We start from the raw sequence: 26,280 nt of genomic DNA, 5'->3' as shown, positions 1-26,280 counted from the left end.
GCAAATGATGACGATTGAGGGCATAGTCTCGGCTTCTTTACACATACGCCACGGTCGTGCCCATGCTAAATCGCTTCGCACCCCTCGTGCCTCTCGCACTCGTAACGCTGCTGTTCGGCTGCGCGGCCCAGATGCCAGCGTCGCAACAGCAGTCGCAGAATCCACAATTCCGGGACTCTGCCACGGCGCAAACCGCCAAGCGTGCCGATTATTCCGCCTCCGTACTGGATGACGAAATCGCCACCGAAGATGAACTGGCCCAGTTCTCCGACAACAAGCCCTACCGGCTGCCAGTATTGGCTGACAGTATTCTCGAACGTGGTAAATCGTTGATCGGGACCCGCTACCGTTTCGGCGGTACTTCGACCACGTCCGGTTTCGATTGCAGCGGTTTCATCGGCTACCTGTTCCGCGAAGAGGCCGGCATGAGCCTGCCGCGTTCTTCCCGCGAAATGATCAACATCGATGCCCCTCTGGTGAAGCGCAACGACCTCAAGCCAGGCGACCTGCTGTTCTTCAGCACCGCAGGCCGTGGCCGTGTCAGCCATGCCGGCATCTATCTGGGCGATGACCAGTTCATCCATTCCAGCAGTCGTCGCAGTGGCGGCGTGCGCGTCGACAGCCTCGACGACGCCTACTGGGCCCGGACGTTCATCGAAGCCAAGCGCGCGCTGGCCATGGCACCTTCCCAGGTTCCGGAAACCACGACCGCGATGACCTCGACGACCCTCAAGCGTCAACACCGTTAAGTACATCCCGCGCAATCGGGAAAATCCTGATTGCGCGCCGCTTCGGACCCCGGCAGGATAGGCCGCATCCTAGGAAGGTTGTTGTTTATGTCGATTACGGTTCGCCTGGCTGTTGCTTCATTGGCTGTATTGCTGGCCGCCTGTTCCAGCACGCCACCGCCACCCCCGCCCAAGGTCGTTTATCGACCTGTGATCACTGCTCCCCCTCAATTCAGTTCTCCCGTAGCGGACGACGTGCTGCTGCGCGCCATCGGACTGGTCGGTACGCCTTATCGCTGGGGCGGAAACACGCCGGATTCGGGCTTCGACTGCAGCGGACTGATTGGCTACGTCTATCGTGATGCCGCGGGCATCAGCCTGCCGCGCTCGACCCGCGAGATGATCACCTTGCGCGGCCCGGATATCGACCGCAGCCAGTTGCAGACCGGTGATCTGGTGTTCTTCGCCACCGGCGGCGGCTCGAACGTCAGCCACGCTGGGATCTACGTCGGTGAAGGCCGCTTCGTGCATGCCCCGGCCACCGGCGGCACCGTCAAGCTCGACAGCCTCGACAAGCCGTATTGGCAAAAGGCATGGTTGAACGCCAAACGTGTGATTCAGCCGTCGAGTCTGGCCCGCAGCAACTGATCCCTTCCTGAGTGTTTTGCTGCGTTGCTGTTGCGCAGCAAACACCCGATTCTTCTTCCTTGCTAAAACTCGCGGACGCCACTGCCGGCAAGCCGTGCTGCTTCAGGATGCGGCAGATCCTTTGCCGCTTCGATTGACGCTTAGTAGTCAACCCTCTAACCTTCGCCGATTGTTTCAGGTGCCCGCTAGAAAGGGTGAAACAGGGAAGCCGGTGCGAACGCGTGTGCGATCAATCCCGGCGCTGCCTCCGCAACGGTAAATGAGTCAAGGCTGCGCACGATGCCACTGTGTTCAATGAGCATGGGAAGGCGCGCGGTTTGTGATCCGCTCATGAGTCCGGAGACCGGCCTGATCCATTCAACAGCATCACGGAGGGCGATGCTCTGCGCAGGCTCGGCATTGTCCGGCGCCTGCTGTCAGTCTTTGCCTGGGCCCTCCGTTTGCCACACCTGCCCTCAAGCGGAGAGCTGAGATGAGCGAATCCCCCGAACGTGACGAACGCCACCTGGCGCGCATGCTGCGCAAAAAGGCCGTGATGGACGAGCGCATTGCCAGCGCGCCCAATGAATGCGGCCTGCTGCTGGTGCTGACCGGCAACGGCAAGGGCAAGAGCAGTTCGGCGTTCGGCATGCTGGCGCGGGCCATGGGGCACGGTATGCAGTGCGGCGTGGTGCAGTTCATCAAGGGCCGCAATGCCACCGGTGAAGAGTTGTTTTTCCGCCGGTTTCCTGAGCAGGTGAGCTATCACGTGATGGGCGAAGGCTTCACGTGGGAAACCCAGGACCGCCAGCGCGACATCGCGGCGGCGCAAGCGGCCTGGATCGTGACCCAGGGGCTGCTGCGCAACCCTGACATCGGTCTGGTGATCCTCGACGAATTGAACATCGCCCTCAAGCACGGCTATCTCGATCTGGAGCAGGTGCTGAGCGATCTGCAGGCGCGTCCGCCGATGCAGCACGTCGTGGTCACCGGTCGTGGTGCTAAGCAGGAACTGATCGATCTGTCGGACACCGTGTCCGAGATTGGTGTGGTCAAGCACGCGTTTCAGGCGGGCATCAAGGCGCAGAAGGGCATCGAGCTGTGAGGATACCTTCATGAGCCAGCCTCGCCAGTGCCCCGCCGTGCTGATCGCGGCACCTGCGTCCGGCCAGGGCAAAACCACGGTCACGGCGGCCTTGGCCCGCTTGCATCGCAATCAGGGGCGTAATGTCCGGGTCTTTAAATGTGGACCTGATTTTCTCGACCCCATGATTCTCGAACGCGCCAGCGGCAACCCGGTGTATCAGCTCGACATGTGGATGGTGGGCGAGGACGAAAGCCGTCGCCTGCTTTGGCAAGCGGCGGCGGACGCCGATCTGATTCTGATCGAGGGTGTGATGGGGCTGTTCGACGGCACCCCGTCCAGCGCCGATCTGGCCCGGCGTTTCGGCGTACCGGTGCTGGGCGTGATCGACGGCACGGCCATGGCGCAGACCTTCGGTGCGCTGGCATTGGGCCTGGCGCGGTATCAGCCGGACCTGCCGTTCGCTGGCGTGCTGGCCAACCGGGTCGGTACCGTGCGTCACGCGCAGTTGCTCGAAGGCAGCCTGACCGAAGGCTTGCGCTGGTACGGCGCGCTGTCGCGGGAGACCGGGATCGAGCTGCCGAGCCGTCATCTCGGGCTGGTGCAGGCCAGCGAATTGAATGACCTGGACCTGCGCCTCGATGCCGCCGCCAACGCACTGGCCAGCACTTGCGATTCGACGTTACCGCCTGCCGTGAGGTTCGAAGCGCCCGAGATCGTGCCCGCCGAGCCGTTACTGGCTGACGTGCGCATCGCCGTGGCCCGCGACGAAGCCTTTGCTTTCACTTACGGCGCCAGCCTTGATCTGCTCCGCGCAATGGGCGCTGAGTTGCTGTTCTTCTCGCCGATTCGCGACCGCCAATTGCCGGACGCGGACAGTCTGTACCTGCCCGGCGGCTACCCGGAATTGCACCACGTCGCGTTGAGTCACAACCTTTCGATGCTGGACGCGATTCGCGCTCATCACGCCGCTGGCAAACCGCTGCTCGCAGAATGCGGCGGCATGCTTTACCTCTTGAATGCCTTGACCGACGTCGAGGGCCAGCGCGCCGAATTGGTGGGCTTGCTCGACGGCGAAGCCGTCATGCAAAAACGCCTGGCTGCGCTGGCCCTGCAATCGGTGAAACTGCCCGAAGGGACCTTGCGCGGGCACACGTATCACCATTCGCTCACCAGCACCGAACTGACCCCGATCGCCCGTGGCGTCAGCCCCAACGGTGGGCGCGGCGCGGAAGCGGTTTATCGAGAAGGGCGGATGACCGCGTCTTACGTGCACTTCTATTTTCCATCCAACCCGCAGGCGATGGCGGCGCTGTTGTTGCCATGAAAATCCCGCACTGTTCGGATGTGACACGTACCTGTGCAAGTGCGCTTACTCATGAAAGCGCGATGTTTGACACCTTCGCTTCTCAAGTCTGCCGCTTTCGTGGGCCAGCTCACGCCCACAGCGTCCGAGGTATCTATCCGTTCCGTTCTCTGCACCGGGCAAGGGAAAACCATGACTGACCACGCCTTCAGCGATGCCGAACGCGCGGCGGTTTACCGAGCCATCGCCGAGCGCCGCGACATCCGCCATTTCACCGGGGGCACCGTGGCGCCAGCGCTGCTGGCGCGTCTGTTGGAAGCAGCGCATCAGGCGCCAAGTGTCGGGCTGATGCAGCCGTGGCGATTCATCCGTATCAGCGAACGTCAGCTGCGCAGGCAGATTCAGGCGCAGGTGGAAGAGGAGCGAATTCGCACTGCGGACGCCTTGGGGGAGCGCGCCGACGACTTCATGAAGCTCAAGGTCGAAGGCATCAACGACTGCGCCGAAGTATTGGTCGCCGCCTTGATGGACGACCGTGAGAAGCACATCTTCGGCCGTCGCACCCTGCCGGAAATGGACATGGCGTCGTTGTCCTGCGCGATTCAGAACCTGTGGCTTGCGGCCCGCGCGGAGGGTCTGGGCATGGGCTGGGTGTCATTGTTCGACCCGCAGGCGTTGGCCGACCTGCTGCAAATGCCAACCGGTTCAAAACCCTTGGCAATTTTGTGCCTGGGCCCGGTCAAGGAGTTCTATCCGGCGCCGATGTTGGTGTTGGAGGGGTGGGCGCAGGCACGTCCGCTGCATGAGTTGGTCTACGAAAACCGATGGGGGGTGAGTGCATGAGCGTGGCGTTGTTGAGCGTCGCCGGGGTTGCGCTGGACGCGCTGCTGGGCGAGCCAAAACGGAACCACCCGCTGGTGGCGTTTGGCCGATACGCCGAGCGCATCGAGCAACGCTTCAACAGCGGCGGCCGCGGCTGGCGCAGCCATGGCGTGACGGCCTGGTTCATCGCGGTCATCCCGCTGACCCTCCTGGTCACGCTCCTGAGTGGGTTGCCTTACATCGGCTGGCTGGTGGACGTGGCCGCGCTGTATTTCGCCTTGGGCCTGCGCAGTCTGGGCGAACACGTCGCGCCAGTGGCGCAGGCGTTGCGCAGCGACGATCTGGGAGAAGCGCGGCGTCGGGTCGGCTTTCTGGTGAGCCGCCAGACCTCGGAACTGGACGCCACCGAGGTCGCCCGCGCCGCCACCGAGTCGGTCCTCGAAAACGGCAGCGATGCGGTGTTCGCTGCGATCTTCTGGTTCGTCGTGCTGGGCGCGCCCGGCGTGATTCTCTATCGCTTGAGCAACACCCTCGACGCGATGTGGGGCTATCGAAACGAGCGCTTCGAGCGTTTCGGCTGGGCTGCGGCAAAAATCGACGACTTGCTGAACTACATTCCGGCCCGGCTTGTGGCGTTGACCTACGCCTTGCTCGGCCACACCCGACTGGCGCTGCGTTGCTGGCGGACCCAGGCGCCCAAATGGGACAGCCCGAATGCGGGCCCGGTGATGGCGGCTGGCGCCGGGGCGCTGGGCGTGCAACTGGGCGGCCCTGCGATTTATCACGGCGAACTGCATCAGCGCCCGTCCTTGGGCGAAGGTGCGCCAGCCGATGCGAATGCCATTGATCAAGGCTGGCAACTGGTGCAGCGTGGCGTCTGGCTGTGGTTGCTGGTGTTGTGCCTGGGGACTGAATTCTATGCTTGAGCACGGTGGTCGGTTGCGCGGTGCGGTCCAGAAATACGGCATCGATGAGGCCGACTGGGTGGACCTGTCCAGTGGGATTTCGCCGTGGTCGTGGCCGGTTCCCCCCATCCCGGAGGCCGCGTGGGCGCGTTTGCCGGAAACCGATGACGGGCTGGAGGCGGCGGCCTGTGCTTATTACGGTGCGCCGGATGTCCTGCCGGTGGCCGGTTCCCAAGCCGCGATTCAGGCGCTGCCGCGTTTGCGTCAGGCGGGCAAGGTCGGCGTGCTGTCGCCGTGTTATGCCGAGCATGCCGAGGCCTGGCGCAGCACCGGGTTTCTGGTGCGTGAAGTGCTGGAGCATGAGGTGGAACGCTTCATCGACACCCTCGACGTGCTGGTGGTGGTCAACCCGAATAACCCTACGGGCCTGAGCCTGACGCCCGAACGCCTGTTGGCGTGGCATGCGCGCCTGGCGGAGCGCGGCGGCTGGCTGGTGGTGGATGAAGCCTTTATGGACAACACCCCCCACCTGAGCCTCGCTGCCGAAACCCAGCGCCCCGGCCTGATCGTCTTGCGCTCGTTCGGCAAATTCTTCGGTCTTGCGGGAGTGAGGCTGGGCTTCGTACTGGCCGAATCGCGTTTTCTCAAAGTGTTGGCCAAACAGATCGGACCCTGGTCGGTGAGCGGTCCTACGCGCATTCTCGGCAAAGTCTGTCTCGCGGACGTTGAAGGTCAGCGGCTGCAACGGCAACGCACGGAACAGGCCAGTGCGCGTCTGGTGGACCTTTTGACCCGCCAAGGCCTGGCGCCTCAAGGCGGTTGCGCGTTATTCCAATGGCTGATCACGCCGTTGGCCGCTGAGCTGCATGAGTTCTGCGCCCAGCGCGGGATTCTGCTGCGGATCTTCCTCAACGCAGGGCCGCATAACAGCAGCCTGCGTTTCGGCCTGCCCCGTGAAGAAGCCGATTGGCAGCGATTCGAACAGGCGCTGAGCGAATTTTCCCGGGGCGTGCATGAATCTTCCTAAGCCCGGCAAAACCCTGATGGTGCAGGGCACCACTTCAGACGCCGGCAAAAGCACCCTGGTGACTGCGCTGTGTCGCTGGCTGACCCGTCAGGGCGTGCCCACGGTGCCGTTCAAGCCGCAGAACATGGCGCTCAACAGCGCAGTGACCGCCGACGGTGGCGAGATTGGTCGGGCGCAAGCGGTGCAGGCTCAGGCCTGTGGCCTCGAACCCCATACCGACATGAACCCGGTGCTGCTCAAACCCAACAGCGACACCGGCGCGCAGGTGATCATTCACGGTCGCGCGGTGACTACCATGAACGCGGTTGCCTATCACGACTACAAAGCTATCGCCATGCAGGCGGTGCTGGCGTCTCATCGGCGACTGAGCGAAGGCTGGCCGGTGGTGATGGTCGAAGGCGCGGGTTCGCCGGCGGAAATCAATCTGCGGGCGGGGGACATTGCGAACATGGGCTTTGCCGAGGCCGTGGATTGCCCGGTGTTACTCATCGCTGACATCAATCGCGGCGGCGTTTTCGCGCACTTGGTGGGCACGCTGGAGTTGTTGTCTCCCAGTGAACAGGCGCGGGTGAAGGGCTTCATCATCAACCGTTTCAGGGGCGACATCGCCTTGCTGCAACCGGGTCTGGATTGGCTTGAGCAGCGCACCGGCAAACCGGTGGTGGGCGTTTTGCCCTATGTCATGGACCTGCACCTGGAGGCCGAAGACGGCCTCGATCAGCGACAGACCGACAAGGCCGACCAAGTGCTGAACGTCGTCGTGCCGGTGCTGCCGCGCATCAGTAATCACACCGATTTCGACCCGCTGCGTCTGCATCCGCAAGTGAATCTGCAATTCGTCGGGCCCGGTCAGCCGATCCCCCCCGCCGACCTGATCATCCTGCCGGGCTCGAAGAGCGTGCGCAGCGACCTGACCTACCTGCGCAATAACGGCTGGGAAACCGCCATTGCCCGACACCTGCGCTACGGCGGCAAGGTGTTGGGCATCTGCGGGGGCTTGCAAATGCTCGGCGAGCATTTACATGACCCGCTGGGACTGGAAGGCGCGGCGGGATCAAGTCCGGGTCTAGGGCTGCTGGCGATGAGCACGGTGCTGGAGCAGGAAAAGCAGCTGCGCAACGTCTCAGGGCATTTGACCCTGGAAGGCGCCGACGTCAGCGGCTACGAAATTCACGCGGGCGTGACCACCGGGCCTGCGCTGGAACGCCCATTGGTGCAGCTCAGTGACGGTCGATGCGATGGCGCGCAAAGTGCCGATGGCCAGGTATTGGGCACGTACTTGCATGGCCTGTTCGAACACCCGGCGTCCAGCAGTGCCTTGCTGCGTTGGGCCGGTTTGCAGAACGTGCAGCAGGTCGATTATCACGCCTTGCGCGAGCGGGACATCGAGCGGCTGGCGGATCTGGTGGAGCAGCACCTGGACGGCAAACTGCTGCGCGAACTCTGCGGCCTGGAGCCTGTTAAATGCAGCAATTGATCCTCGGCGGTGCGCGTTCCGGCAAGAGCCGGCTGGCCGAAAAATTGGCCAGCGACAGCGGCCTCGACGTGGTGTACATCGCCACCAGCCAGCCGCTGGACGGCGAAATGAATCAACGGGTGGCGTCGCACCGCGCACGTCGCCCGGCTACTTGGGGCTTGGTCGAAGAACCGCTCGAACTGGCCCGTGTATTGAAGGAAAGCGCAGGGCAGAGCCGCTGCCTGTTGGTGGACTGCCTGACCCTGTGGCTGACCAATCTGCTGATGCTGGACGATCCGCAGCGACTGACGCAGGAGCGCGACGCCCTGATCGATTGCCTGGCGCAATTGCCGGGTGAAATCATTTTTGTCAGCAACGAAACCGGGCTGGGCGTCGTGCCCCTCGGTGAGCTGACCCGTCGTTATGTCGATGAAGCCGGCTGGCTGCATCAAGCGTTGGCCGAACGTTGCCAGCGCGTGGTGTTCACGGTCGCCGGATTGCCCATGACCCTGAAAGGATCCCCGCTATGAGCAACGCCTGGTGGCTCGCGCCGTCTCAAGAAATCGATCACTCCAGCCGCGAACAGGCCTTGGCCCGACAGCAGCAACTGACCAAGCCTACAGACTCACTGGGCCAACTGGAAACGGTTGCGGTACAGCTGGCCGGTTTACAGGGCCGGGTCAAACCTGTCGTGGACAATGTCTGGATCGCGATTTTCGCCGGGGATCATGGGGTCGTCGAGGAAGGCGTGTCGGCCTATCCGCAGGCCGTCACCGGGCAGATGCTGCACAACTTCATCATGGGCGGCGCGGCGATCAGCGTGCTGGCGAAGCAGCTTTCAGCGCAGCTGGACGTGGTCGATCTCGGCACGGTTTCGCCCTTGAACCTGCCCGGCGTGCGTCACCTTGACCTCGGCATGGGCACCGCCAACTTCGCCAAAAGCGAGGCGATGACTCAAGCCCAACTGGACAGCGCACTGGCGGGCGGGCGTGACAGCGTGTTGCGCGCCAAAGCGGCGGGCACTCAGCTGTTCATTGGCGGCGAGATGGGCATTGGCAACACCACGGCGGCCAGTGCCGTGGCCTGCTCGCTGCTGAACTGCCCGGCGCCGCTGCTGGTCGGCCCAGGTACAGGGCTCGACGCGCACGGCATTCAGCACAAGGCGCAAGTCATCGAACGGGCATTGCAGTTACACACGTCCCAGTCCGGCGACGCATTGGGCAGTCTGCGTGCGCTGGGCGGCTTTGAAGTGGCGGCGCTGGTGGGCGCTTATCTGGCCTGCGCACAAGAGGGCATCGCTGCGTTGGTCGACGGTTTCATCTGCAGCGTGGCGGCACTGGTGGCGGTGCGCTTGAACCCGTCGTGCCGCGAATGGTTGTTCTTTGGGCATCGCGGTGCCGAGCCGGGTCACCGCCATGTGCTGGAAACGTTGCAGGCCGAGCCGTTGCTGGAACTGGGACTGCGTCTGGGCGAAGGCAGCGGCGCGGCATTGGCGGTACCGCTGATGCGCCTGGCGTGTGAGCTGCACAACGGCATGGCGACGTTCGCCGAGGCCGCCGTGGCGGATCGCCCTGAATGACCTTGCGTCTGGACCTGCTGCGCCACGGCGAAACCGAACAGGGCGGCGGGCTGCGCGGCAGTCTGGACGACGCTTTGACCCCCGTTGGCTGGCAGCAGATGCGCGACGCAGTGGCCGAGCCCCTGTCGTGGGATCGGATGGTCAGCTCGCCGTTGCAACGCTGCGCGCGGTTCGCGGAAGAACTGTCGGCGCGGCTTTCGTTGCCCCTACACCTTGAGCCTGATCTGCAAGAGCTGCATTTCGGCGACTGGGAAGGCGTGAGCACTGCGCAACTGATGGAGACCGACGCCGAAGGGCTGGGTCGCTTCTGGGAAAACCCCTACATCTTCACGCCGCCCAATGGCGAGCCGGTATTGGCGTTTTCCGAACGGGTGCATGGCGCGGTCCGACGTCTTCAGAAGGCCTACGACGGCGAGCGAATTCTGCTCATCAGCCACGGCGGGGTGATGCGCCTGCTGCTGGCCGAAGCGCGCGGTTTGCCTCGCGAACAGCTGCTGGAAGTGGTCGTCGGTCATGGCGGTCTGTTCGGGGTCAGGGTCGACGCCAATGGCGCGCTGACGGAGGTGTAAATGCTGCCATTCTGGATCGCCCTGCAATTTCTCAGTAGCCTGCCGATTCGCCTGCCGGGCATGCCCGCGCCTCAGGCCTTGGGGCGTTCGCTGCTATTTTATCCGCTGGTAGGCGTGCTGTTCGGCACGATTCTGATGGGGCTGAACCTGCTGCTCTACGGCGCCCCTGTTTTCCTGCACGCGGCCTTATTGCTGGCAGCCTGGGTGTTGCTCAGCGGCGGCCTGCACCTGGACGGCCTGGCCGACAGCGCCGACGCCTGGCTTGGCGGTTTTGGCGACCGTGAGCGTACGTTGACCATTATGAAAGACCCCCGCAGCGGCCCCATCGCCGTGGTCACGCTGGTCATCGTGTTGTTGCTGAAATTCACCGCTCTCCTGGCGCTGATCGAGAACCAGCACAGCATCGGCCTGCTGCTGGCACCGGTCATCGGGCGGGCGGCGATGCTGGGCCTGTTCCTCACCACGCCTTATGTGCGCAAGGGCGGGTTGGGCCAGGCGCTGGCCGATCATCTGCCGCGTCGCCTCGGCTTTCAGGTGCTCGCAGGCAGTGCGCTGGGCGTCGTCCTGGTGGCGGGTGGGGCAGGGGTGGCGTCGTTGCTGATCGCGACCGTCGGCTTTTTTGGGCTTCGTCGTGTAATGAATCAGCGACTGGGCGGCAGCACGGGCGATACCGCCGGGGCGATGCTGGAACTGCTGGAGGTGCTGGTATTGGTGACCTTGGCGTTTTTCTGATCTGCAAATGGCTGCCCCGCCACTGATCATGATCCGGTGAACCTGCGCGCCTAGGCAGCACCGTTGGCAGAGAGTAGCGTGTGTGTCTGACACCCGACCTTGAATGGATGCCGTCATGAACCTTCGCTGGATTGCACTTCCTGTTCTTCTCCTGGGTTTGAGCGGCCTTGTCGCGGCGGCTGAATGCCCTCCTTTATTAAAGGGCGAACTGCCCAAGCTGCGCGCGAAGCAGACGATCGACCTGTGCAAGCAGTACGCGGGCAAGCCGATGGTCGTGGTCAACACTGCCAGCTTCTGCGGCTTTGCCCCGCAGTTCAAAGGGCTGGAAGCGCTGAACCAGCGGTTCAAAGGGCAGGGGCTGGAAGTCCTGGGCGTGCCGTCGGATGACTTCAAACAGGAATCCAATGACGCCGCAGAGACGGCCAAAGTGTGTTACGTCAACTACGGTGTGACCTTCACCATGACCGAACCCCAGCCCGTGCGCGGATCCGATGCGATCAACCTGTTCAAAGTCTTGGCCGAGCAAAGCAACGCGCCACGCTGGAATTTCTATAAATACGTGGTGGATCGTCAAGGAAACGTGGTGGCGAGCTTTTCCAGCATGACCACGCCGGATGATCCTGAACTGATCTCGGCGGTGGAAAAGGCGATTGCCTCGAAACCTTGATAGGGGCGGGGTTCGATGCCCTGCGCGGACGGGGGGAAATCGCCGAAGGGGCGACGCCACCTTTGGCTGGACGGCGTAAGTGCTTGCCTGGAATGGGTCCGGGTTTGGGCCCGGCCCGAGCGCCTGTGAACTTCTATCGGCGGTAAAGAAAAACCCCGCTTCCATCGCTGGAAACGGGGTTTTCTGGAAGCGGACAGGCGATCAACCCGTCCCGTCAACGGTATTAGAAACGGTAGGTCAGACCCAGGCCAAAACCATTCGCGCTGTTTTCGTACTTCGCGTTATACGTCTGACCCAGCGGGCTGACGTCACGCACCTTCACAGGCTCTTCTTTCAGGTACGAATAAGCGACATCGATCGTGATGTCCTCGGTCGGACTGTACCCGGCACCCAGACTGAAGATCGTCCGATCGCCGGTCGGAATACGTGGCGAGCGGTTGTCATTGTTGGTAGGCGACTGATCGAAGGTCAGACCGGTGCGCACGACCCACTGTTTGTTCAACTGATACGACGTACCGATGGCGTAAGCCCAGGTGTCGTGCCAGTTCTGTTCTTCGGTGATGGTGCCGAACAGACGAGGGGCGAGTGCACCGCCGCTTACGCCCGAGTTCTTCACGGTGATGTCTTCCAGACGACTCCAGCGCGTCCAGGTCGCACCCGCGTAGAGTTTCCACGCATCGTTCATTTTCTGGGTGACCGAGAAGTCCACCGACTCAGGGGTGTCCAGGTTCAGCTTGGCGTCGTAACGACCTGCGCTCAGCAGGGCCGGTGGGACGCCAGCACCTGGCCTTACTTCGGTGTGGCCTTCAAGCTTGTAGGTGACTTTCGAGTGGTAGGTCAGGCCTACGCTGGTGGTGTCAGTGGCTTGCACCAGGATACCGGCGTTGAAGCCGTAGCCCACGTCATCGCCCTTGACCTGGACGCGACCGTCGCCCGCCGGACGGCCGGTGATCGGGGCTGTCAGGCCGCTCAGGTTCGGGTTCGACTCCAGCGCGCCCGAAATGCGGTTGATGGTCGGACCGAAACCGATCGACACCTTATCGTTGAAGGCATAGCTGATGGTCGGCTGGAAGGTCACGACCTTGACGATGCTCTTGCTGCCGAAGTTACGGCCCTGGAAGCTGCTTTCGTAATCGGTAACCAGACCGAACGGGGCGTAGACGCCCAGACCGAATGCCCAGTGTTCGTCGACCGGGTTAACGTAGAAACCCATCGGAACAGCGGTGAACGGGACCATGTCGCCTTTGTTGGTGCCGCTGCTTCGGCCGCTGACGTCCTTGATGTCAGTCGACGCGTCGATAGCAGCAACCCCCACAGTGACTTGCTGGCCTTTGAGGCGCGACATGCCGGCCGGGTTGCCATAGACGATACTGGCGTCGTCGGCGGATGAGGAACGGCCCGCAAAACCGGTGCCCATACCGCTGATGCTCTGCTCATTGAGGGCAAAGCCGGAAGCGAAAAGTTGGGTGGAGGCAAACGTGATGGCGAGACTGAGGCTGGATTTGATCATTGTTTTTTTCATTGTTAGAACTCCTTGTTGATCACCGCGCGGAAATTACCAATATTTTCCACAGCGCGCTATAGGCTGGATCACCCGAGTTAGAGCAGTTTTTGTAGGACAATCCGGGTAAACATGCTGCGATCTCCAGCGAAACTGCCGGGTCACAAAATGGCCGGTTCGCCGTGAAACAAAGGGCGAACCACGGTTTGCCAGGCCGCGATGAAATCATCCGTGCGACCCCGGGGTTGAAATATCCTGCGCCAAATCCTTGCCATCCCTTTCACATCGCCCTCGGGTGGCAACGTCAGCCGGCTGGCTTCGACCATCATCCAGGCAATCGCGGTGGAGTAGCGCAGGTTGACGGTGAGTTCCAGATCAGGCCCGGTCAGGAACGCGTGCTGACTGGCGAGACCCCTGACCAGACTGGCGAGGTCGGGGTCTTTGGCGAGGTAGCCATCCCATAGCTGGTAGTGAAGTGCGTCGGAGATGCCGTAAAGGCCGTGTCCGCGCTGGCTGTCCAGCTCGGCACCCAAGGCGGACTGGCTGGCCGCGACGGCAAGCAGGAAGGCTTCTGCCCCTGGCGGCTGACGACCGAGATAGATCAGCGTCGGGCGGATCACATAACGGCGCAATTCACTGGCGGCAATTCCCATAACACCCTCGGGAGATCAATGGTCCGGCGGACCCTGACGCTTGGCAGCGAAATGAATGGTAGGGCCCACCGGAAGCGGCACAAACCGCTTGAGTTGAAGCGTAGTCTCAAATTTACCGTGTAAAGGGCTGTTTTTAGGCTAATTAATCGGGTGGCGAAGCGCGCATATTTCATCCGGCAATGAGCGCAGCGTTGTTTTCATATGAAAAACAGGCACAAAAAAGCCCCACCGTTTTGAAAGGTGAGGCTTGTCGTAGGATTATTTACCCGACGGACGGTATCAGGCAGTCAAGGCTTGGCGCGTACGGTCGATCACGGCCTGCAGCGGCTCGGCGCTGGAGTACTGATCGGGGTAAAGGCGTTCGCTATGACGGGCGATGCCGTGTTCGTTGACGATGGTGAAGCTGAAGCAGCCTTTGCGGGCCGCCATGATCAGGCAATCCATGGGGGCAAAAGCGTTGGTCAATGTACGGATAGCGTCTTGAGTCTGGATATGAGTAGTCATCTAAAGGTGTTTCCTGAATCGGCACGCAATATAGAGGCGTGCATAAGAAAAACGTTCCAGTAAACGCGGGCCGGTGCTCGAAGGCGAGTCAGGGCAGGGCGCAGAACCTGTCTGGAACAAAAGCAGCCAGTTGAAGCGCGGTTATCGTGTGGCGCTGGGCTGACTGGTAGGTACTTAGGAGGGCAGGCGACACAACAGGAGCAAAGGTTCGATGCTCGGGGTGAAGATCCTGATCAATTTGCAGGCTGGTCTGGACAGGCCATGAGTGCTGCCCCACGTCTCCGATTGTTCGGCAGCCCGTGCGAGTTCATGTCTGGAAACCATCGAGGTGATCGATCCCTTTTCTCAATCCGCTTGCGACTGCGCAAAGGTGGATGGGGGATTTGTTCGATCAGAATTGACTTTCAGCTTGGTACTAACGGCGGCGATGCTAAGCGATTAATGGCTGCCATGCAAGGCGGCGTGTGAAAAAAAACTGTTTTCAGGCGCTGGCCTGAGTCCCATACGGGTTGAGGGATGGCTGTTGGCCTTGTCTTCCGTGGCATTCAAGCGAGCGGGTGCTAACCGGAAGCGGGCTTATAGCGATTGCAAATCGACTTGTGCACATTAAAGCGGTTAGTTGCCATCTCACTGTCACAATCGGCGATAACAGCTTGATTTCATGTATCGAATTATTAAGTCAATGAAAATCATCGCTTTTTTTTGTTGGTGAAAAAATCGTCAGTTTGAACGCAGGCCCCATTCCGTCTGCGTTTGCGAGGGTTCAAGGGATGTTGTCCACTGAGTTATCCACAGGTTCTGTGGATTGTCCCAAGCGCTTGCTCTAGCCCGCGGCTTTGAGATTGCCTGCACACGAATGTGCTTGCCTGTTTCAATACTCGATGCGGATCTGACGTCTGCGCCGCTTCTGCGCATAATGCCGCCAGCATCAATTGTGGAGTCGGGAAATGGTTATGGCTTTGGACCTCACCAGCCTGCTGGTGGGCTTGGCGGCAGCGGCGGTGCCATTGCTGGCGTTGGCGTGGCAGCTGCAGCGGCGGATCGCATCGCGTGAAGCGGACCTCGCGTTATTTGATGAGCGCTTGAGTAATGCGCAGATGGCGCAGGACGGACTCAATGCTCAGCTTGATGCCAGTCGCGATGAAATCAGCGATCTGGGGCAAGCCAATGCCGTCAAGCAGGCCGATCTGGCCGCCCTGCGCCGCGAGGTCGAGCTATTGCGTCAGCAACACGAGGCCGCTCGTCAGGCGCAGGACGACTGGGGCCACGAGCGCAGCCATAAAGAGGCTGAGCTGCGTCGCCTCGACGCGCAATGTGCGTCGCTGAACGCCGAGTTGCGTGAGCAGCAGGAAGGCCATCAACAGCGGCTAAGCGACCTGCAAGGGTCGCGGGATGAACTCCGGGCGCAATTTGCCGAACTGGCGGGGAGGATCTTCGACGAGCGCGAGCAGCGGTTCGCCGAAACCAGCCAGCAGCAGTTGGGGCAATTGCTCAACCCGCTAAAGGAGAGAATTCAATCGTTCGAGAAACGGGTCGAGGAGAGCTATCAGCAGGAAGCGCGGGAGCGTTTTTCCCTGGGCAAGGAGCTGGAGCGTCTGCAACTGCTCAATCAACGCCTGAGTGATGAAGCCACCAACCTGACGCGCGCCCTCAAAGGCCAGAAAACCCAAGGCAATTGGGGAGAGTTGATTCTGGAGCGGGTGCTTGAGCACGCGGGGCTGGAGAAGGGGCGCGAGTACCAGACCCAGGTCAGCCTCAAAGGCCCGGATGGCGAACGTTTTCAGCCGGATGTGTTGATCATGCTGCCCGGCGACAAGCAGGTGGTGGTTGACGCCAAGGTCAGCCTGACGGCCTATCAACAGTACGTCTCGGCGGATGATGAGGTGATCGCTCAGGTTGCACTCAAACAGCACGTGCTGTCGCTGCGCAATCATGTGAAAGGGCTGTCCGGCAAGGATTACAAACGCCTCGAAGGCCTGCACAGCCTGGACTTCGTGTTGTTGTTCGTGCCGATCGAAGCGGCCTTTTCAGCGGCGTTGCAGGCAGAGCCGAGCATGTTTCAGGACGCCTTCGACCGCAACATCGTCATCGTCAGCCCGACCACGCTGCTCGCCACGCTTCGCGTCATCGACAGCCTGTGGAAGCAGGAACGTCAGAGCCAGAACGCGCGTGAAATCGCCGAGCGGGCAGGGTGGCTGTACGACAAGTTCGTCCTGTTCATTCAAGACCTCGACGAAGTGGGCAGCCGCGTGCAGCAATTGGACAAGGCCTATGGGGCGGCGCGTAACAAGCTGGTCGAGGGGCGCGGAAATCTGGTCAGTCGCAGTGAGCAACTGAAGCTGCTGGGTGCCAGAGCGAGCAAAAACCTGCCAGCCGATTTGCTTGAGCGGGCAATGACCGATGAGGACGGGGTCGTGCAGTTGCCGGAGTGATTCAGGGGATGGTCAAACACAGCGGAGTGCTTTTCATGAACAATCGACAGGTGAATTGTATGCACGTCTTAAATGGGCAAATTGCCCTCCTCAAAACGCACGCTGATCAGGCACCCGCGCACTGTCTGTGGGCATAGAGGGCGCGCCGAAAGATAGAGTCATTCTGCTATCAAGTTCGTCTTGATCTTCTTATAAAACCGCTATTTAGCTGTTTTTTTCTTTTCTGAAAATCGTCATGGCACGCATTCTGCCTATTGGTTCGTATACAACCCAAGGGCGCTCCCGTACGCAGTGTGCCTTACTTGCCTGCTTCGGGTGCCTGCCTGTCCTTTCAGGGAGATATGCGATGACCCAGCCAATGCCCAAGCGCTACAGCCCCCGTTTGTATAACCAAGACCTGGGACCCGTCCCGCAGACATGGACGTGGTACAACATTTTCGCGTTCTGGATGAGTGACGTGCACAGCGTCGGCGGCTACGTCTTCGCCGCCAGTCTGTTCGCGCTGGGGCTGGCCAGTTGGCAGGTACTCGTCGCGCTGCTGGCAGGGATTTGCATCATCCAACTGATTGCCAACCTGCTGGCCAAACCCAGTCAGAAAGCGGCCGTGCCGTACCCGGTGATCTGTCGGTTGGCGTTCGGGGTGTTCGGGGCGAACATTCCGGCGGTCATTCGCGGACTCATTGCGGTGGCGTGGTACGGCGTACAAACCTACCTGGCCTCCAGCGCACTGATCATCGTGGTTCTGCGCTTCTTCCCACAGATGGCAGCGTACGCCGAGCCGCATTTTGCAGGCCTTTCCTACCTTGGGTGGTTTGGTTTTCTGGCGCTATGGTTGGTGCAGGCGGCCGTTTTCTGGACCGGCATGGACTCGATCCGCCGCTTCATCGACTGGGCCGGGCCGGTGGTCTACGCCGTAATGTTTTTGCTGGCGGGCTGGATTGTCTGGAAGGCCGGTTGGGTCAATATCAGCTTCACCCTGTCCGAAAAATCCCTGACGGGGTGGGACGCGATCGCCCAAGTGATCATGGCAACCGCGTTGGTGGTGTCGTACTTCTCAGGCCCTACGCTCAACTTTGGAGATTTCAGTCGCTATTGCCGAAGTATGTCTGAGGTGCGTCGCGGCAATTTCTGGGGCCTTCCGGTCAACTTTCTTGCGTTTTCTCTGGTCACGGTCGTCATTGTGTCCGGTACCTTGCCGGTGTTTGGCGAAATGCTGCATGACCCGATCGCCACAGTCGCCCGCATCGATAACAGCATTGCGGTTCTCCTCGGCGCATTCGCCTTCGTGACCGCCACCATTGGCATCAACATCGTCGCCAACTTCGTCTCCCCGGCGTTCGACTTCGCCAACGTCGCACCGAGCAAGATCAGCTGGCGCGTAGGAGGAATGATCGCTGCGGTGGCCTCGATCTTCATCACGCCGTGGAACCTGTTCAATAATCCGGCGGTGATCCATTACACCCTGGACGTGCTCGCCGCCTTCATCGGCCCGTTGTTCGGCATCCTGCTGGTGGACTACTACTTGATAAAAAAACAGCAAATTGATGTGGACGCCCTCTTCAACGATGGGCCGAGCGGCCGATACTGGTATAACGGCGGGGTCAATTATACGGCCGTGAAAGCGTTGATTCTGGCGACACTGGTGGGCATCGCGATCACCTTCGTTCCGGCGTTGCAGCCCATGGCCAACTTCGCATGGTTTACAGGATGTTTCCTGGGCGGGGCGTTGTTTTTCATCTTTGCCCGGCGTACCCAAGCCCATGAATCCGCGGCGTTGACGCCTGCAGTCGCAGGCTGAGCCTCGTTTGAAAGGGATGCCGTTGGTCAGGTGACGTCAGGAGGTGGCCGCTTTGCAATGTCACAACGTAAAGAAAGCGAAAATTTCCTGCCGCGACGCGCCGCAGCAGGCGTAAAGTGCGACTTAGCACTATGATCTGCGGTAAGCGGACCTGAAGTTGGCTGCCGGCATTTCCCTGAAGGGGGCGTATATGAACAGCAAATTGCAAGAATGGCTTCACGATGTAGGCGTTGCGCTCGGCTTGATTGAACGGCCAAAGCTGCAACCCATTCCCGTTCGTACCGATGATGACGAGCGTCGCCGTCCCCGGCGTTGAGTCTGGTCATCGTTCATCCCCGATTGTCTTGAAGGGCGGCGGTGCTATCGTCCGGTAGCCCGCTGATTCCTCAATCGCTGCAAACCCATCCGCGTCATTCGTTCGCCGGCCTGAAAGTGCATGACCCTGGCTGTTTTCAACCTACGGTCCGCATTTTCAACGGGATTTTTTGTTGTTCATTTCGATCAGGATCACGTCCACCAGGCCCTGCAACGTCAGCTGGCTGTAGTCTTGGCTGTCCGGCAGGTGGGAGAGGTCGGTTTTGATCCGGGTGGGCAGGGTGATACCGAAGTAGCTCTGAAGCTCGGCAAAGAAGTCGTCGAAATCTTCCGGCTCCAGGACGAGTTCACTCATCAAAGGGTCAGCCTTTTCTTGAATGATCGACTTGTCGACGAGGATTTTCCCGAGTGTGTCGAAAATGTGCTGCTCCATTTCGCTGCGGTCCATGGGGAAGCCTCTGCCTGTTTGCGTTCGAACTCACCCCGACAACATTTCAAAGAGGTTTGCGGTCTGACAGTTGAATCAGGGAATACGCCCCGAATTATGGCGTTTTGGCACATGGCCATGCTGCTGTCTGGTCTAAGGCTAGTTCAGATTTCAGCCCGTCTACCCACGCTCTCGACATGAAATTTGTAACCGCTCATAAATAAGGGCGCCCGAAGGCGCCCTTGATGTGCTTCAGCAACGTGACGAGCATCAGGCCATGCGGGCGACTGTCACCCGGCGGGGCGAAACCAGGCTCACCACGACGAAACTCACCAGGCCAACTGCCAGGCTGTAATAGATTGGCGTATTGGCGTCCAGGCCATCCTTGAACATGAATACCAGCGCAATGACGAAACCCAGCGTCATGCTGGTGATCGCGCCATAAGTCGTGGCGCGTTTCCAGAAAATCGCCCCGATCAGCGGGATCAGCATGCCGCCGACCAGCAGGTTATAGGCCAGGGTCAAAGCGCTGATCACGTCGTTCACTACCAGCGCGATGGCCAACACGACGAGGCCGGTGAGGGCGGTGAAGAGGCGGTTGATGCCCAGGCTCGACTGCTTGCCGCCGCGCAGCTTTGGCAGCAGGTCTTCGGTCAGGGTGGTGGAGGCTGCGAGCAGTCCCGCGCTGGCGGTGGACATCATGGCCGCCAATGCGGCGGCGATGACCAGACCCCGAATGCCGTCCGGCAACGAGGCTTTGACGATGGCCGCAAATGCCGTGTTGACGTTGGCCAGGTCTGGCAGCAACACGTGAGCCGCCATGCCGATCAGTGCACACACCAAGCCATAAACGATGCAATACACGCCGGCGACGGAACCCGCGTACCTGGCGACTTTTTCGGTGCGGGCCGTGAACACCCGCTGCCAGATGTCCTGGCCGATCAGAATGCCGAAGAAGTAGATCAGGAAGTAGGTGACGATGGTGTCCCAGCCGATGGTGGTCCAACTGAAGCTCGACGCTGGCAGTTTGGCCACCAGTTCGTCCCAGCCGCCGACGCGGTACAGGCAGATCGGCAGCAGAATGAACATCAGGCCGACGGTCTTGATCACGAATTGCACGATGTCGGTGAGGGTCAGCGACCACATGCCGCCGATGGTCGAGTACACCACGACGACGCCACCCCCCAGGATCACCGAAACCCAGAACGGCAGGTCGAACAGCACTTGCATGACGGTGCCGATGGCCAGGATCGAGGTCACGCCGATCATCAGCGCGTAGGCCAGCATGATCACCGCGCTGGCCTGGCGGGCCATGGGGTTGTAGCGCTTTTCGAGGATCTGCGTGACGGTGAAGATGCGCAGCTGGAGCAATGGTTTGGCGAGGAACAGGTTCAGCGCGATGATGCCGACGCCCAGCGCGGCGCACAACCAGAACCCGGAAATGCCGTGTACGTAGCCGAGGCGCACCGTGCCCACCGTCGAGGCACCGCCCAAGACTGTGGCGGCCATGGTGCCCATGTACAGGCTCGGGCCGAGGTTGCGCCCGGCGACGAGGTAGTCCTCGTGGGTCTTGGCCTTGCGCATGCCGTACCAGCCCAGCACCAGCATGCCGGCTGCGTAAATCAGCACGACAAAAATATCTAAAGCCATGGGGTGTCTCCGATCATTGTTTTTATAGTGAATCGCGAATCATCCGGCTGAAGTGACGCAGGCAGTCAGCGGTGAAGGCTTATCAAGGTTTTGCAGGGATGAGCTTTTTGTAGGAGCGCGCTTGCCCGCGATTGCGGTGTGTCTGTTACCAACGTTGTTGGAGGTAAATTGCAATCGCGGGCAAGCGCGCTCCTACAGGTTCAACATTGTCAGGTCAGCGGTGCGTCACACCCGGCAGCACGCAGAGCATCTCGTACAGCAAGTTGGCGCCCAGCAGCGAGGTGTTGCCGGTGGTGTCGTACGGTGGTGACACTTCCACCAGATCGCAGCCGATCAGGTCCAGGCCCTGGCAGCCGCGGATGATTTCGATGGCCTGAATGGTCGTCAGCCCGCCGATCTCAGGGGTGCCGGTGCCGGGCGCCCAAGCAGGGTCGATGCCGTCGATGTCGAAGCTCAGGTAAACCGGCCCGCCCCCGACTTTTTCGCGCACTTCGGCCATCAATGGCGCCAGCGATTGGTGCCAGCACTCTTCGGCCTGTACCACGCGGAAACCCTGTTTGCGGCTCCAATTGAAATCCTCGGCGGTGTAGCCCTGGGCGCGCAGGCCGATCTGCACCACCCGGTCGCAATCCAGCAAGCCTTCTTCCACCGCGCGACGGAAGGTCGTGCCGTGGGCGATTTTCTCGCCGAACATGTGATCGTTGACGTCCGCGTGGGCATCGATGTGCACCAGCCCGACCTTGCCGTGCTTTTTATGGATCGCCCGCAGGATCGGCAAGGTGATCGTATGATCGCCGCCCAAGGTCAGCGGGATGATGCCGTGCTCAAGGAAACCGTCGTAGGCCTCCTCGATGATGCGCACCGCATCCAGCAGATTGAAGGTGTTGATGGCGACATCGCCAATGTCAGCCACCGACAGCGAATCGAAGGGGGCAGCGCCCGTAGCCATGTTGTAGGGGCGAATCATCACGGATTCGGCGCGGATTTCGCGAGGCCCGAAACGGGTCCCTGCGCGCAACGACGTGCCAATGTCCAGTGGCACGCCAATGAAGGCTGCGTCCAGGCCCGCAGCCGTTTGCAGGTGGGGCAGACGCATCATGGTGGCGATGCCGGCGAAGCGCGGCATCTCGTTGCCGCCCAGTGGTTGGTGGAAAATCTTGTCCACGGGATTGCCTCATCGGTGGGGAATCAAAAGAGTGAAGCGCTGGGCGGATTCTGCGAATCGAAGGGCTGGCGAACAATCGCTGAGGCAAAATACTTAGTTCAGATAATTCTGAAGTATCGGGTAAGCTGCGCGTTCATCGACACCCGGACGCATCATGGCCAGCGCATTACCTGATCTGAAACTGCTGCGAATCTTCACGTGCGTGGTCCGCCATCAGGGCTTCGCCAGTGCCCAGCAAGAATTGAACCTGTCCACCTCGGCGATCAGCACGTACATGAGTCAACTGGAGTCCGCACTGGGCATCGTGCTATGCCATCGCGGTCGCGGCGGGTTCAGCTTGACGAGCAAGGGCGAGCTGTTTCATCAGGAAACCCTGCGCCTGTTGGGCGAGCTGGAAGGCTTCGAACTCTACGCAGCCGCGCTCAAGGGCGAACTGCGCGGGACGCTGAATCTGGGGGTGTTGGACTCCACGGTCAGCGACCGCGCATTGCCGTTCGCCGAAGTGATCGGCGCCTACAGCGAAGAGCATCCGGCCGTGCATTTGCACCTGTCGGTCATGAGTCCATACGAGCTGCAACTGGGCGTGCTAGACAACCGCCTCGACTTGGCCATCGGCTCATTTTCCACGCGGATGAATGGCTTGCTGTATCAGCCGCTGTACCGCGAGCAGCACTGGCTGTATTGCAGTAATCGTCACCCGTTATTCAACGAGCGACGCATTCCAGAGCCGGTGATCACCCAGCAGCGCATGGTCGGTCGCGGTTATTGGAGTCAGGCGGAGTTGGCGCGGCATGGTTTCAAACACAGCGCCGCAACGGTGGAAAGTATGGAGGCCCAGCTGATTCTGGTGCTCTCCGGTGCGTACATCGGCTACCTGCCTGAACATTACGCACAATCCTGGGTCGACTCCGGCCATCTGCGGGTGTTGTTGCCAGCCACCTTCGGCTATCAGGCGCCGTTTTCGATGATCCTGCGTCGGGGTCGCAGCCGCGAGCCACTGATACAGACCTTCCGCGATCTGCTGAAAGCGCAGCTCAATCCGCCATAGGAGAGGCCAGACATGCCCCGCGCCCGCTGTGAACGCTGTCATCGCCCGCAAGATCATTGCCTGTGCGCGCTGATTCCTCATTTGAACAGCCGCACCCGCGTGCTGATTCTGCAACACCCCAGCGAGGTCAATCATGCGCTGAACACGGCGCGATTCGCCGCACTGGGGTTGAGCAACGCGCAGTTGGTGGTGGGAGAGGTGTTCGAGGGGCTCGCTGACTGGCTGAGCACACCGGGTTATCAGGCTCGGTTACTGTTTCCTGGCGAAGACGCCACGCCATTGACGGCCCACCCGCCCCAGTCATTGCCGACGCTGCTGGTGGTGCCCGATGGCACTTGGCGCAAGGCGCGCAAACTGTTGCACATGAATCCGCTGCTGGCGGCACTGCCCAGGGTCACGCTGGACGATGCGCCGGCATCGCGCTATCGCTTGCGCAAAGCACCGGAGCCCGATGCGCTCTCCACGCTGGAAGCGATCACTCACGCTCTGCACACGCTGGAGCCGGATCGCTCATTCGAGTCGTTGCTGCACCCGTTCGACGCCTTGATCGACGGGCAGATTGCGGCGATGGGGGACGATACCTTTCGCCGCAATCACGGCTGATCGTCAGCCGTTCAACGACTCAGGCGGCTCCGACGACGTCAGGCTGAGGGCCTGCATGCGCCGGATGTAGGCGTCGGTTTCACGGGCCGCGTCTTCCTTGGTAAAGAAGGGCCCTTCGAGGGTGTTCTCGCGGGTACTGAAAAAGTACATGCCGTTGACGCGGGAAACCCGGTCACTGCGAAAGTGCACGGCGGTCTGAGGGTCTTGCTCACGCTTGCTCAACATAGCCATCACCGGTCTGGGGAGTCTGTTCGGAAACGATTCAGGACAACAAAACCTGGGGGACGACAGCCACATGACGTTTCCACAGCGTGAGACGGAAAGACTGGCTGAACGTTCGATACTTTACGCCAAAGAATGCGGTGGGTCAGCGTGAAATGCGCTGCACCACGCATCGCTGTCGCTGCCGTCGTACCTCCGGCGTCTCCTACGAGGTTCTGGGTGATCCGCGGGTCATGGCTGATTGGTCACCTTTTTCGCTCGCCAATCCCTGCAAAGCCTCGCAAGCGGTGGGCAAACCGTAGGCGCCGCCGGTGGCGCAACGGCCGAAAGGCGCCGGTTCAGTCAGCCCGCGAAGCGATTGACCGCACAGTCATCGCTTCAGCGTTTACCTAACGCCTCAGCCTGTTGAATCCATTGCTGGCGCTGCTCTTCCGTTGATGTCCTGACCGGTGAAAATTCGGTCAAACGCGTGGTCTTGATCCCGCAGAACTCCAGGATCGCTCGTTTGATCTGATGATGCGCTGGCGCCTTGAACACCCAGCGGAAGTAGCGCGACGGGGTGTCCAGGGTCACTAGCATCTCAGCCGTCCGGCCTTTGAGCAGTTCATTGGACGGGTGATGACGGCCATGGGCCTTGAACGCAAAACCCGGCATGAACACCCGTTCGAAAAAGCCACTGAGCAGGCTCGGCAGCCCGCCCCACCAGACCGGATAAACGAACACCAGGTGCTGCGCCCAGTGAATCTCCCGCTGCGCTTCGAGCAGGTCGTGTTCGAGGGTCTGGCTGGATTCATAGCCGTTATGCAGCACCGGGTCGAAATTCAGTTCTTCCAGCTTCAGCACCCGCACCACATGGCCCTGACTGCGCGCGCCCTGGGCGTATGCATCGCCCAAGGCATGGCAAAGGCTGATGGTCTTCGGCGAACCGATGACCATCAGGATGCGCTTGCCGTACCCCTCCAGCGGCGTGGCGCCGCTGATAGCCTCAGCCATTGCTGCCGGCCTCCAGCATCTTCTCGGGGCGGACCCATGCATCGAACTCGGCGTCCGTCAGGAAGCCCAGCTGCAACGCGGCTTCGCGCAGGGTCAAGCCTTCGCTGTAGGCTTTCTTGGCAATTTGCGCCGACTTGTCGTAGCCGATGTGCGGGTTCAGCGCCGTCACCAGCATCAAGCCGCGCTCCAGGTGCTCGGCCATTTTGCCTGCGTCCGGCTCCATGCCCGCGATGCAGTGCTCGTTGAAGTTGCGGCAGCCGTCGCCCAACAGGCGGATCGATTGCAGCAGGTTGTGGATGATCACCGGCTTGAACACGTTCAATTGCAGGTGGCCCTGACTGGCCGCGAAGGCGATGGTGGTGTCGTTGCCCAGGACCTGACAGGCCAACATCGACAGCGCCTCGCACTGGGTCGGGTTGACCTTGCCCGGCATGATCGAGCTGCCCGGTTCGTTGGCCGGCAGCTTGACCTCCGCCAGACCGGCACGGGGGCCCGAGCCCAGCAGGCGCAGGTCGTTGGCGATTTTCATCAGCGTCACGGCGAGGGTTTTCAACGCCCCGGACAGCGCCGTCAGCGGTTCATGCCCTGCCAGCGCGGCGAATTTGTTCGGCGCCGTCACGAACGGCAGGCCCGACAGCGCCGCCAGTTCAGCCGCCACCGCCTCGGCGAAACCGTGGGGCGAGTTCAACCCCGTGCCGACGGCCGTGCCGCCCTGCGCCAGTTCGCATACGGCGGGGAGGGCGGCGCGAATGCTTTTTTCCGCGTAGTCCAGTTGCGCGACGTAGGCCGAGAGTTCCTGACCGAAGGTGATCGGCGTGGCATCCATCATGTGGGTGCGGCCGGTTTTCACCAGCTTCATGTGACGCGACGACTGCTCGGCGATGCCTGCAGACAGTTCGGCAATCGCCGGGAGTAACTGCTCTTTAACAGCCTGCGCGGCGGCAATGTGCATGGCTGTGGGGAAGCAGTCATTGGAGCTTTGCGAGCGGTTGACATGATCGTTGGGATGAACAGGCGATTTGCCTCCGCGACCCTTGCCAGACAGCTCATTGGCGCGCCCGGCGATCACTTCGTTGACGTTCATGTTGCTCTGGGTGCCACTGCCGGTTTGCCATACCACCAGCGGAAACTGGTCGTCCAACTGGCCGCCCAGCACTTCGTCGGCAGACTGTTCGATGAGGCGGGCGATATCGGCAGGCAGGTCGCCGTTTCGGTCATTGACCCGCGCGGCCGCCTTCTTGATCAACGCCAGCGCGTGGAGTACCGGCAAGGGCATGCGCTCCTGGCCAATGGCGAAGTTGATCAGCGAACGCTGGGTTTGCGCCCCCCAGTAAGCATCTTCAGGGACTTCGATCGGACCTATGCTATCGGTTTCGGTACGGCTCACTGGACTTACTCCTCAAGGTCGAAATAGCGCAGTTTAGTACCCCGCAAGCGGCTTCGGTTCCCGTTGATGGCTGCGCGGCA

At 61.1% G+C, this 26,280-nt stretch carries 27 protein-coding genes and 1 riboswitch; of the genes, 18 read left to right on the top strand and 9 right to left on the bottom strand.

Annotated features, from left to right (window positions below):
* The first annotated feature begins 62 nt into the window (after positions 1-62).
* The 13 genes from B3N48_RS11130 to B3N48_RS11070 all read left to right on the top strand — a co-directional run bounded on the left by B3N48_RS11130 (position 63) and on the right by B3N48_RS11070 (position 11,502).
* Positions 63-749, top strand: a complete 687-nt coding sequence (locus tag B3N48_RS11130; RefSeq protein ID WP_296183410.1) for a C40 family peptidase — start codon at positions 63-65, stop codon at positions 747-749.
* Positions 750-836: 87 nt separating this feature from the next.
* The gene (locus B3N48_RS11125; protein WP_296183408.1) at positions 837-1,376 is read left to right on the top strand and encodes a C40 family peptidase; all 540 of its coding nucleotides are present in this window, start codon (positions 837-839) and stop codon (positions 1,374-1,376) included.
* A 159-nt stretch (positions 1,377-1,535) separates the two neighbouring features.
* Positions 1,536-1,742: riboswitch (cobalamin riboswitch) on the top strand.
* 106 nt (positions 1,743-1,848) lie between these two features.
* A complete protein-coding gene (gene cobO, locus B3N48_RS11120; RefSeq protein WP_296183406.1) occupies positions 1,849-2,460 on the top strand; it encodes a cob(I)yrinic acid a,c-diamide adenosyltransferase in 612 nt (203 codons plus the stop codon).
* Positions 2,461-2,470: 10 nt separating this feature from the next.
* A complete protein-coding gene (locus tag B3N48_RS11115) occupies positions 2,471-3,766 on the top strand; it encodes a cobyrinate a,c-diamide synthase (RefSeq protein WP_296183404.1) in 1,296 nt (431 codons plus the stop codon).
* Between the two features lie 171 nt (positions 3,767-3,937).
* On the top strand, positions 3,938-4,588 hold the full coding sequence (gene bluB / locus B3N48_RS11110) for a 5,6-dimethylbenzimidazole synthase (protein WP_296183401.1): 651 nt from the start codon (positions 3,938-3,940) through the stop codon (positions 4,586-4,588).
* On the top strand, positions 4,585-5,493 hold the full coding sequence (gene cbiB / locus B3N48_RS11105) for an adenosylcobinamide-phosphate synthase CbiB (protein ID WP_296183398.1): 909 nt from the start codon (positions 4,585-4,587) through the stop codon (positions 5,491-5,493). The genes bluB and cbiB overlap by 4 nt, the downstream gene beginning before the upstream one ends.
* Positions 5,486-6,499: a threonine-phosphate decarboxylase CobD gene (gene cobD / locus B3N48_RS11100; protein ID WP_296183397.1), complete on the top strand. Its 1,014-nt coding sequence runs from the start codon at positions 5,486-5,488 to the stop codon at positions 6,497-6,499. The genes cbiB and cobD overlap by 8 nt, the downstream gene beginning before the upstream one ends.
* Positions 6,486-7,976 (top strand): cobyric acid synthase, encoded by a 1,491-nt coding sequence (locus B3N48_RS11095; protein WP_296183394.1) that lies wholly within the window; start codon positions 6,486-6,488, stop codon positions 7,974-7,976. The genes cobD and B3N48_RS11095 overlap by 14 nt, the downstream gene beginning before the upstream one ends.
* A complete protein-coding gene (gene cobU / locus B3N48_RS11090; RefSeq protein WP_296183392.1) occupies positions 7,964-8,485 on the top strand; it encodes a bifunctional adenosylcobinamide kinase/adenosylcobinamide-phosphate guanylyltransferase in 522 nt (173 codons plus the stop codon). The genes B3N48_RS11095 and cobU overlap by 13 nt, the downstream gene beginning before the upstream one ends.
* Positions 8,482-9,534, top strand: a complete 1,053-nt coding sequence (gene cobT, locus B3N48_RS11085) for a nicotinate-nucleotide--dimethylbenzimidazole phosphoribosyltransferase (protein WP_296183390.1) — start codon at positions 8,482-8,484, stop codon at positions 9,532-9,534. Before cobU ends, cobT begins: the two co-directional genes overlap by 4 nt.
* Positions 9,531-10,103 carry an alpha-ribazole phosphatase family protein gene (cobC, locus tag B3N48_RS11080; protein ID WP_296183387.1) on the top strand — a complete coding sequence of 191 codons (573 nt, stop codon included), beginning with the start codon at positions 9,531-9,533 and terminating at the stop codon, positions 10,101-10,103. Before cobT ends, cobC begins: the two co-directional genes overlap by 4 nt.
* A complete protein-coding gene (locus B3N48_RS11075; protein ID WP_296183383.1) occupies positions 10,104-10,835 on the top strand; it encodes an adenosylcobinamide-GDP ribazoletransferase in 732 nt (243 codons plus the stop codon).
* A 115-nt stretch (positions 10,836-10,950) separates the two neighbouring features.
* Positions 10,951-11,502, top strand: a complete 552-nt coding sequence (locus B3N48_RS11070) for a glutathione peroxidase (protein ID WP_296183378.1) — start codon at positions 10,951-10,953, stop codon at positions 11,500-11,502.
* A 223-nt stretch (positions 11,503-11,725) separates the two neighbouring features.
* On the opposite strand, the gene B3N48_RS11065 is transcribed toward B3N48_RS11070, so the two are convergent.
* From B3N48_RS11065 to B3N48_RS11055, 3 genes are all read right to left on the bottom strand, one after another.
* Positions 11,726-13,024 carry an OmpP1/FadL family transporter gene (locus B3N48_RS11065; protein WP_296183376.1) on the bottom strand — a complete coding sequence of 433 codons (1,299 nt, stop codon included), beginning with the start codon at positions 13,022-13,024 and terminating at the stop codon, positions 11,726-11,728.
* A 140-nt stretch (positions 13,025-13,164) separates the two neighbouring features.
* Positions 13,165-13,656, bottom strand: coding sequence for a hypothetical protein (locus B3N48_RS11060; protein WP_296183374.1), 492 nt, complete (start codon positions 13,654-13,656; stop codon positions 13,165-13,167).
* A gap of 279 nt (positions 13,657-13,935) precedes the next feature.
* Positions 13,936-14,160, bottom strand: a complete 225-nt coding sequence (locus tag B3N48_RS11055) for a hypothetical protein (protein WP_296183371.1) — start codon at positions 14,158-14,160, stop codon at positions 13,936-13,938.
* Positions 14,161-15,257: 1,097 nt separating this feature from the next.
* Here B3N48_RS11055 and rmuC point away from each other — a divergent pair.
* The 3 genes from rmuC (at position 15,258) to B3N48_RS11040 (ending at position 18,706) form a co-directional block, all read left to right on the top strand.
* On the top strand, positions 15,258-16,592 hold the full coding sequence (rmuC, locus tag B3N48_RS11050) for a DNA recombination protein RmuC (protein WP_296183573.1): 1,335 nt from the start codon (positions 15,258-15,260) through the stop codon (positions 16,590-16,592).
* A 346-nt stretch (positions 16,593-16,938) separates the two neighbouring features.
* Positions 16,939-18,390, top strand: coding sequence for an NCS1 family nucleobase:cation symporter-1 (locus tag B3N48_RS11045; RefSeq protein WP_296183368.1), 1,452 nt, complete (start codon positions 16,939-16,941; stop codon positions 18,388-18,390).
* A 190-nt stretch (positions 18,391-18,580) separates the two neighbouring features.
* A complete protein-coding gene (locus B3N48_RS11040; RefSeq protein ID WP_256601618.1) occupies positions 18,581-18,706 on the top strand; it encodes a PA1414 family protein in 126 nt (41 codons plus the stop codon).
* A 156-nt stretch (positions 18,707-18,862) separates the two neighbouring features.
* On the opposite strand, the gene B3N48_RS11035 is transcribed toward B3N48_RS11040, so the two are convergent.
* The 3 genes from B3N48_RS11035 to speB form a co-directional block, all read right to left on the bottom strand.
* On the bottom strand, positions 18,863-19,153 hold the full coding sequence (locus B3N48_RS11035) for a hypothetical protein (protein ID WP_296183357.1): 291 nt from the start codon (positions 19,151-19,153) through the stop codon (positions 18,863-18,865).
* Between the two features lie 249 nt (positions 19,154-19,402).
* Positions 19,403-20,782, bottom strand: a complete 1,380-nt coding sequence (locus B3N48_RS11030) for a sodium:solute symporter (RefSeq protein ID WP_296183352.1) — start codon at positions 20,780-20,782, stop codon at positions 19,403-19,405.
* Positions 20,783-20,996: 214 nt separating this feature from the next.
* On the bottom strand, positions 20,997-21,947 hold the full coding sequence (speB, locus tag B3N48_RS11025; protein ID WP_296183350.1) for an agmatinase: 951 nt from the start codon (positions 21,945-21,947) through the stop codon (positions 20,997-20,999).
* 154 nt (positions 21,948-22,101) lie between these two features.
* On the opposite strand from speB, the gene B3N48_RS11020 reads away from it, so the two are divergent.
* Positions 22,102-22,995, top strand: coding sequence for a LysR family transcriptional regulator (locus tag B3N48_RS11020; protein WP_296183348.1), 894 nt, complete (start codon positions 22,102-22,104; stop codon positions 22,993-22,995).
* 12 nt (positions 22,996-23,007) lie between these two features.
* Positions 23,008-23,598, top strand: coding sequence for a tRNA-uridine aminocarboxypropyltransferase (locus B3N48_RS11015; RefSeq protein WP_296183346.1), 591 nt, complete (start codon positions 23,008-23,010; stop codon positions 23,596-23,598).
* Between the two features lie 3 nt (positions 23,599-23,601).
* Here the strand turns inward: B3N48_RS11015 and B3N48_RS11010 are convergent, their stop codons facing one another.
* The 3 genes from B3N48_RS11010 to B3N48_RS11000 form a co-directional block, all read right to left on the bottom strand.
* The gene (locus B3N48_RS11010) at positions 23,602-23,823 is read right to left on the bottom strand and encodes a DUF6316 family protein (RefSeq protein WP_296183344.1); all 222 of its coding nucleotides are present in this window, start codon (positions 23,821-23,823) and stop codon (positions 23,602-23,604) included.
* 375 nt (positions 23,824-24,198) lie between these two features.
* A complete protein-coding gene (locus B3N48_RS11005; RefSeq protein ID WP_296183341.1) occupies positions 24,199-24,813 on the bottom strand; it encodes an NAD(P)H-dependent oxidoreductase in 615 nt (204 codons plus the stop codon).
* Positions 24,806-26,200, bottom strand: coding sequence for a class II fumarate hydratase (locus tag B3N48_RS11000; RefSeq protein ID WP_296183335.1), 1,395 nt, complete (start codon positions 26,198-26,200; stop codon positions 24,806-24,808). The genes B3N48_RS11005 and B3N48_RS11000 overlap by 8 nt, the downstream gene beginning before the upstream one ends.
* Positions 26,201-26,280: the final 80 nt, after the last annotated feature.

The organism is Pseudomonas sp. UBA1879 (assembly GCF_002338065.1).
GTDB lineage: Bacteria > Pseudomonadota > Gammaproteobacteria > Pseudomonadales > Pseudomonadaceae > Aquipseudomonas.
Note: the sequence above shows the minus strand (reverse complement) of the source record. Positions and strands in the feature narration are given on the sequence as shown.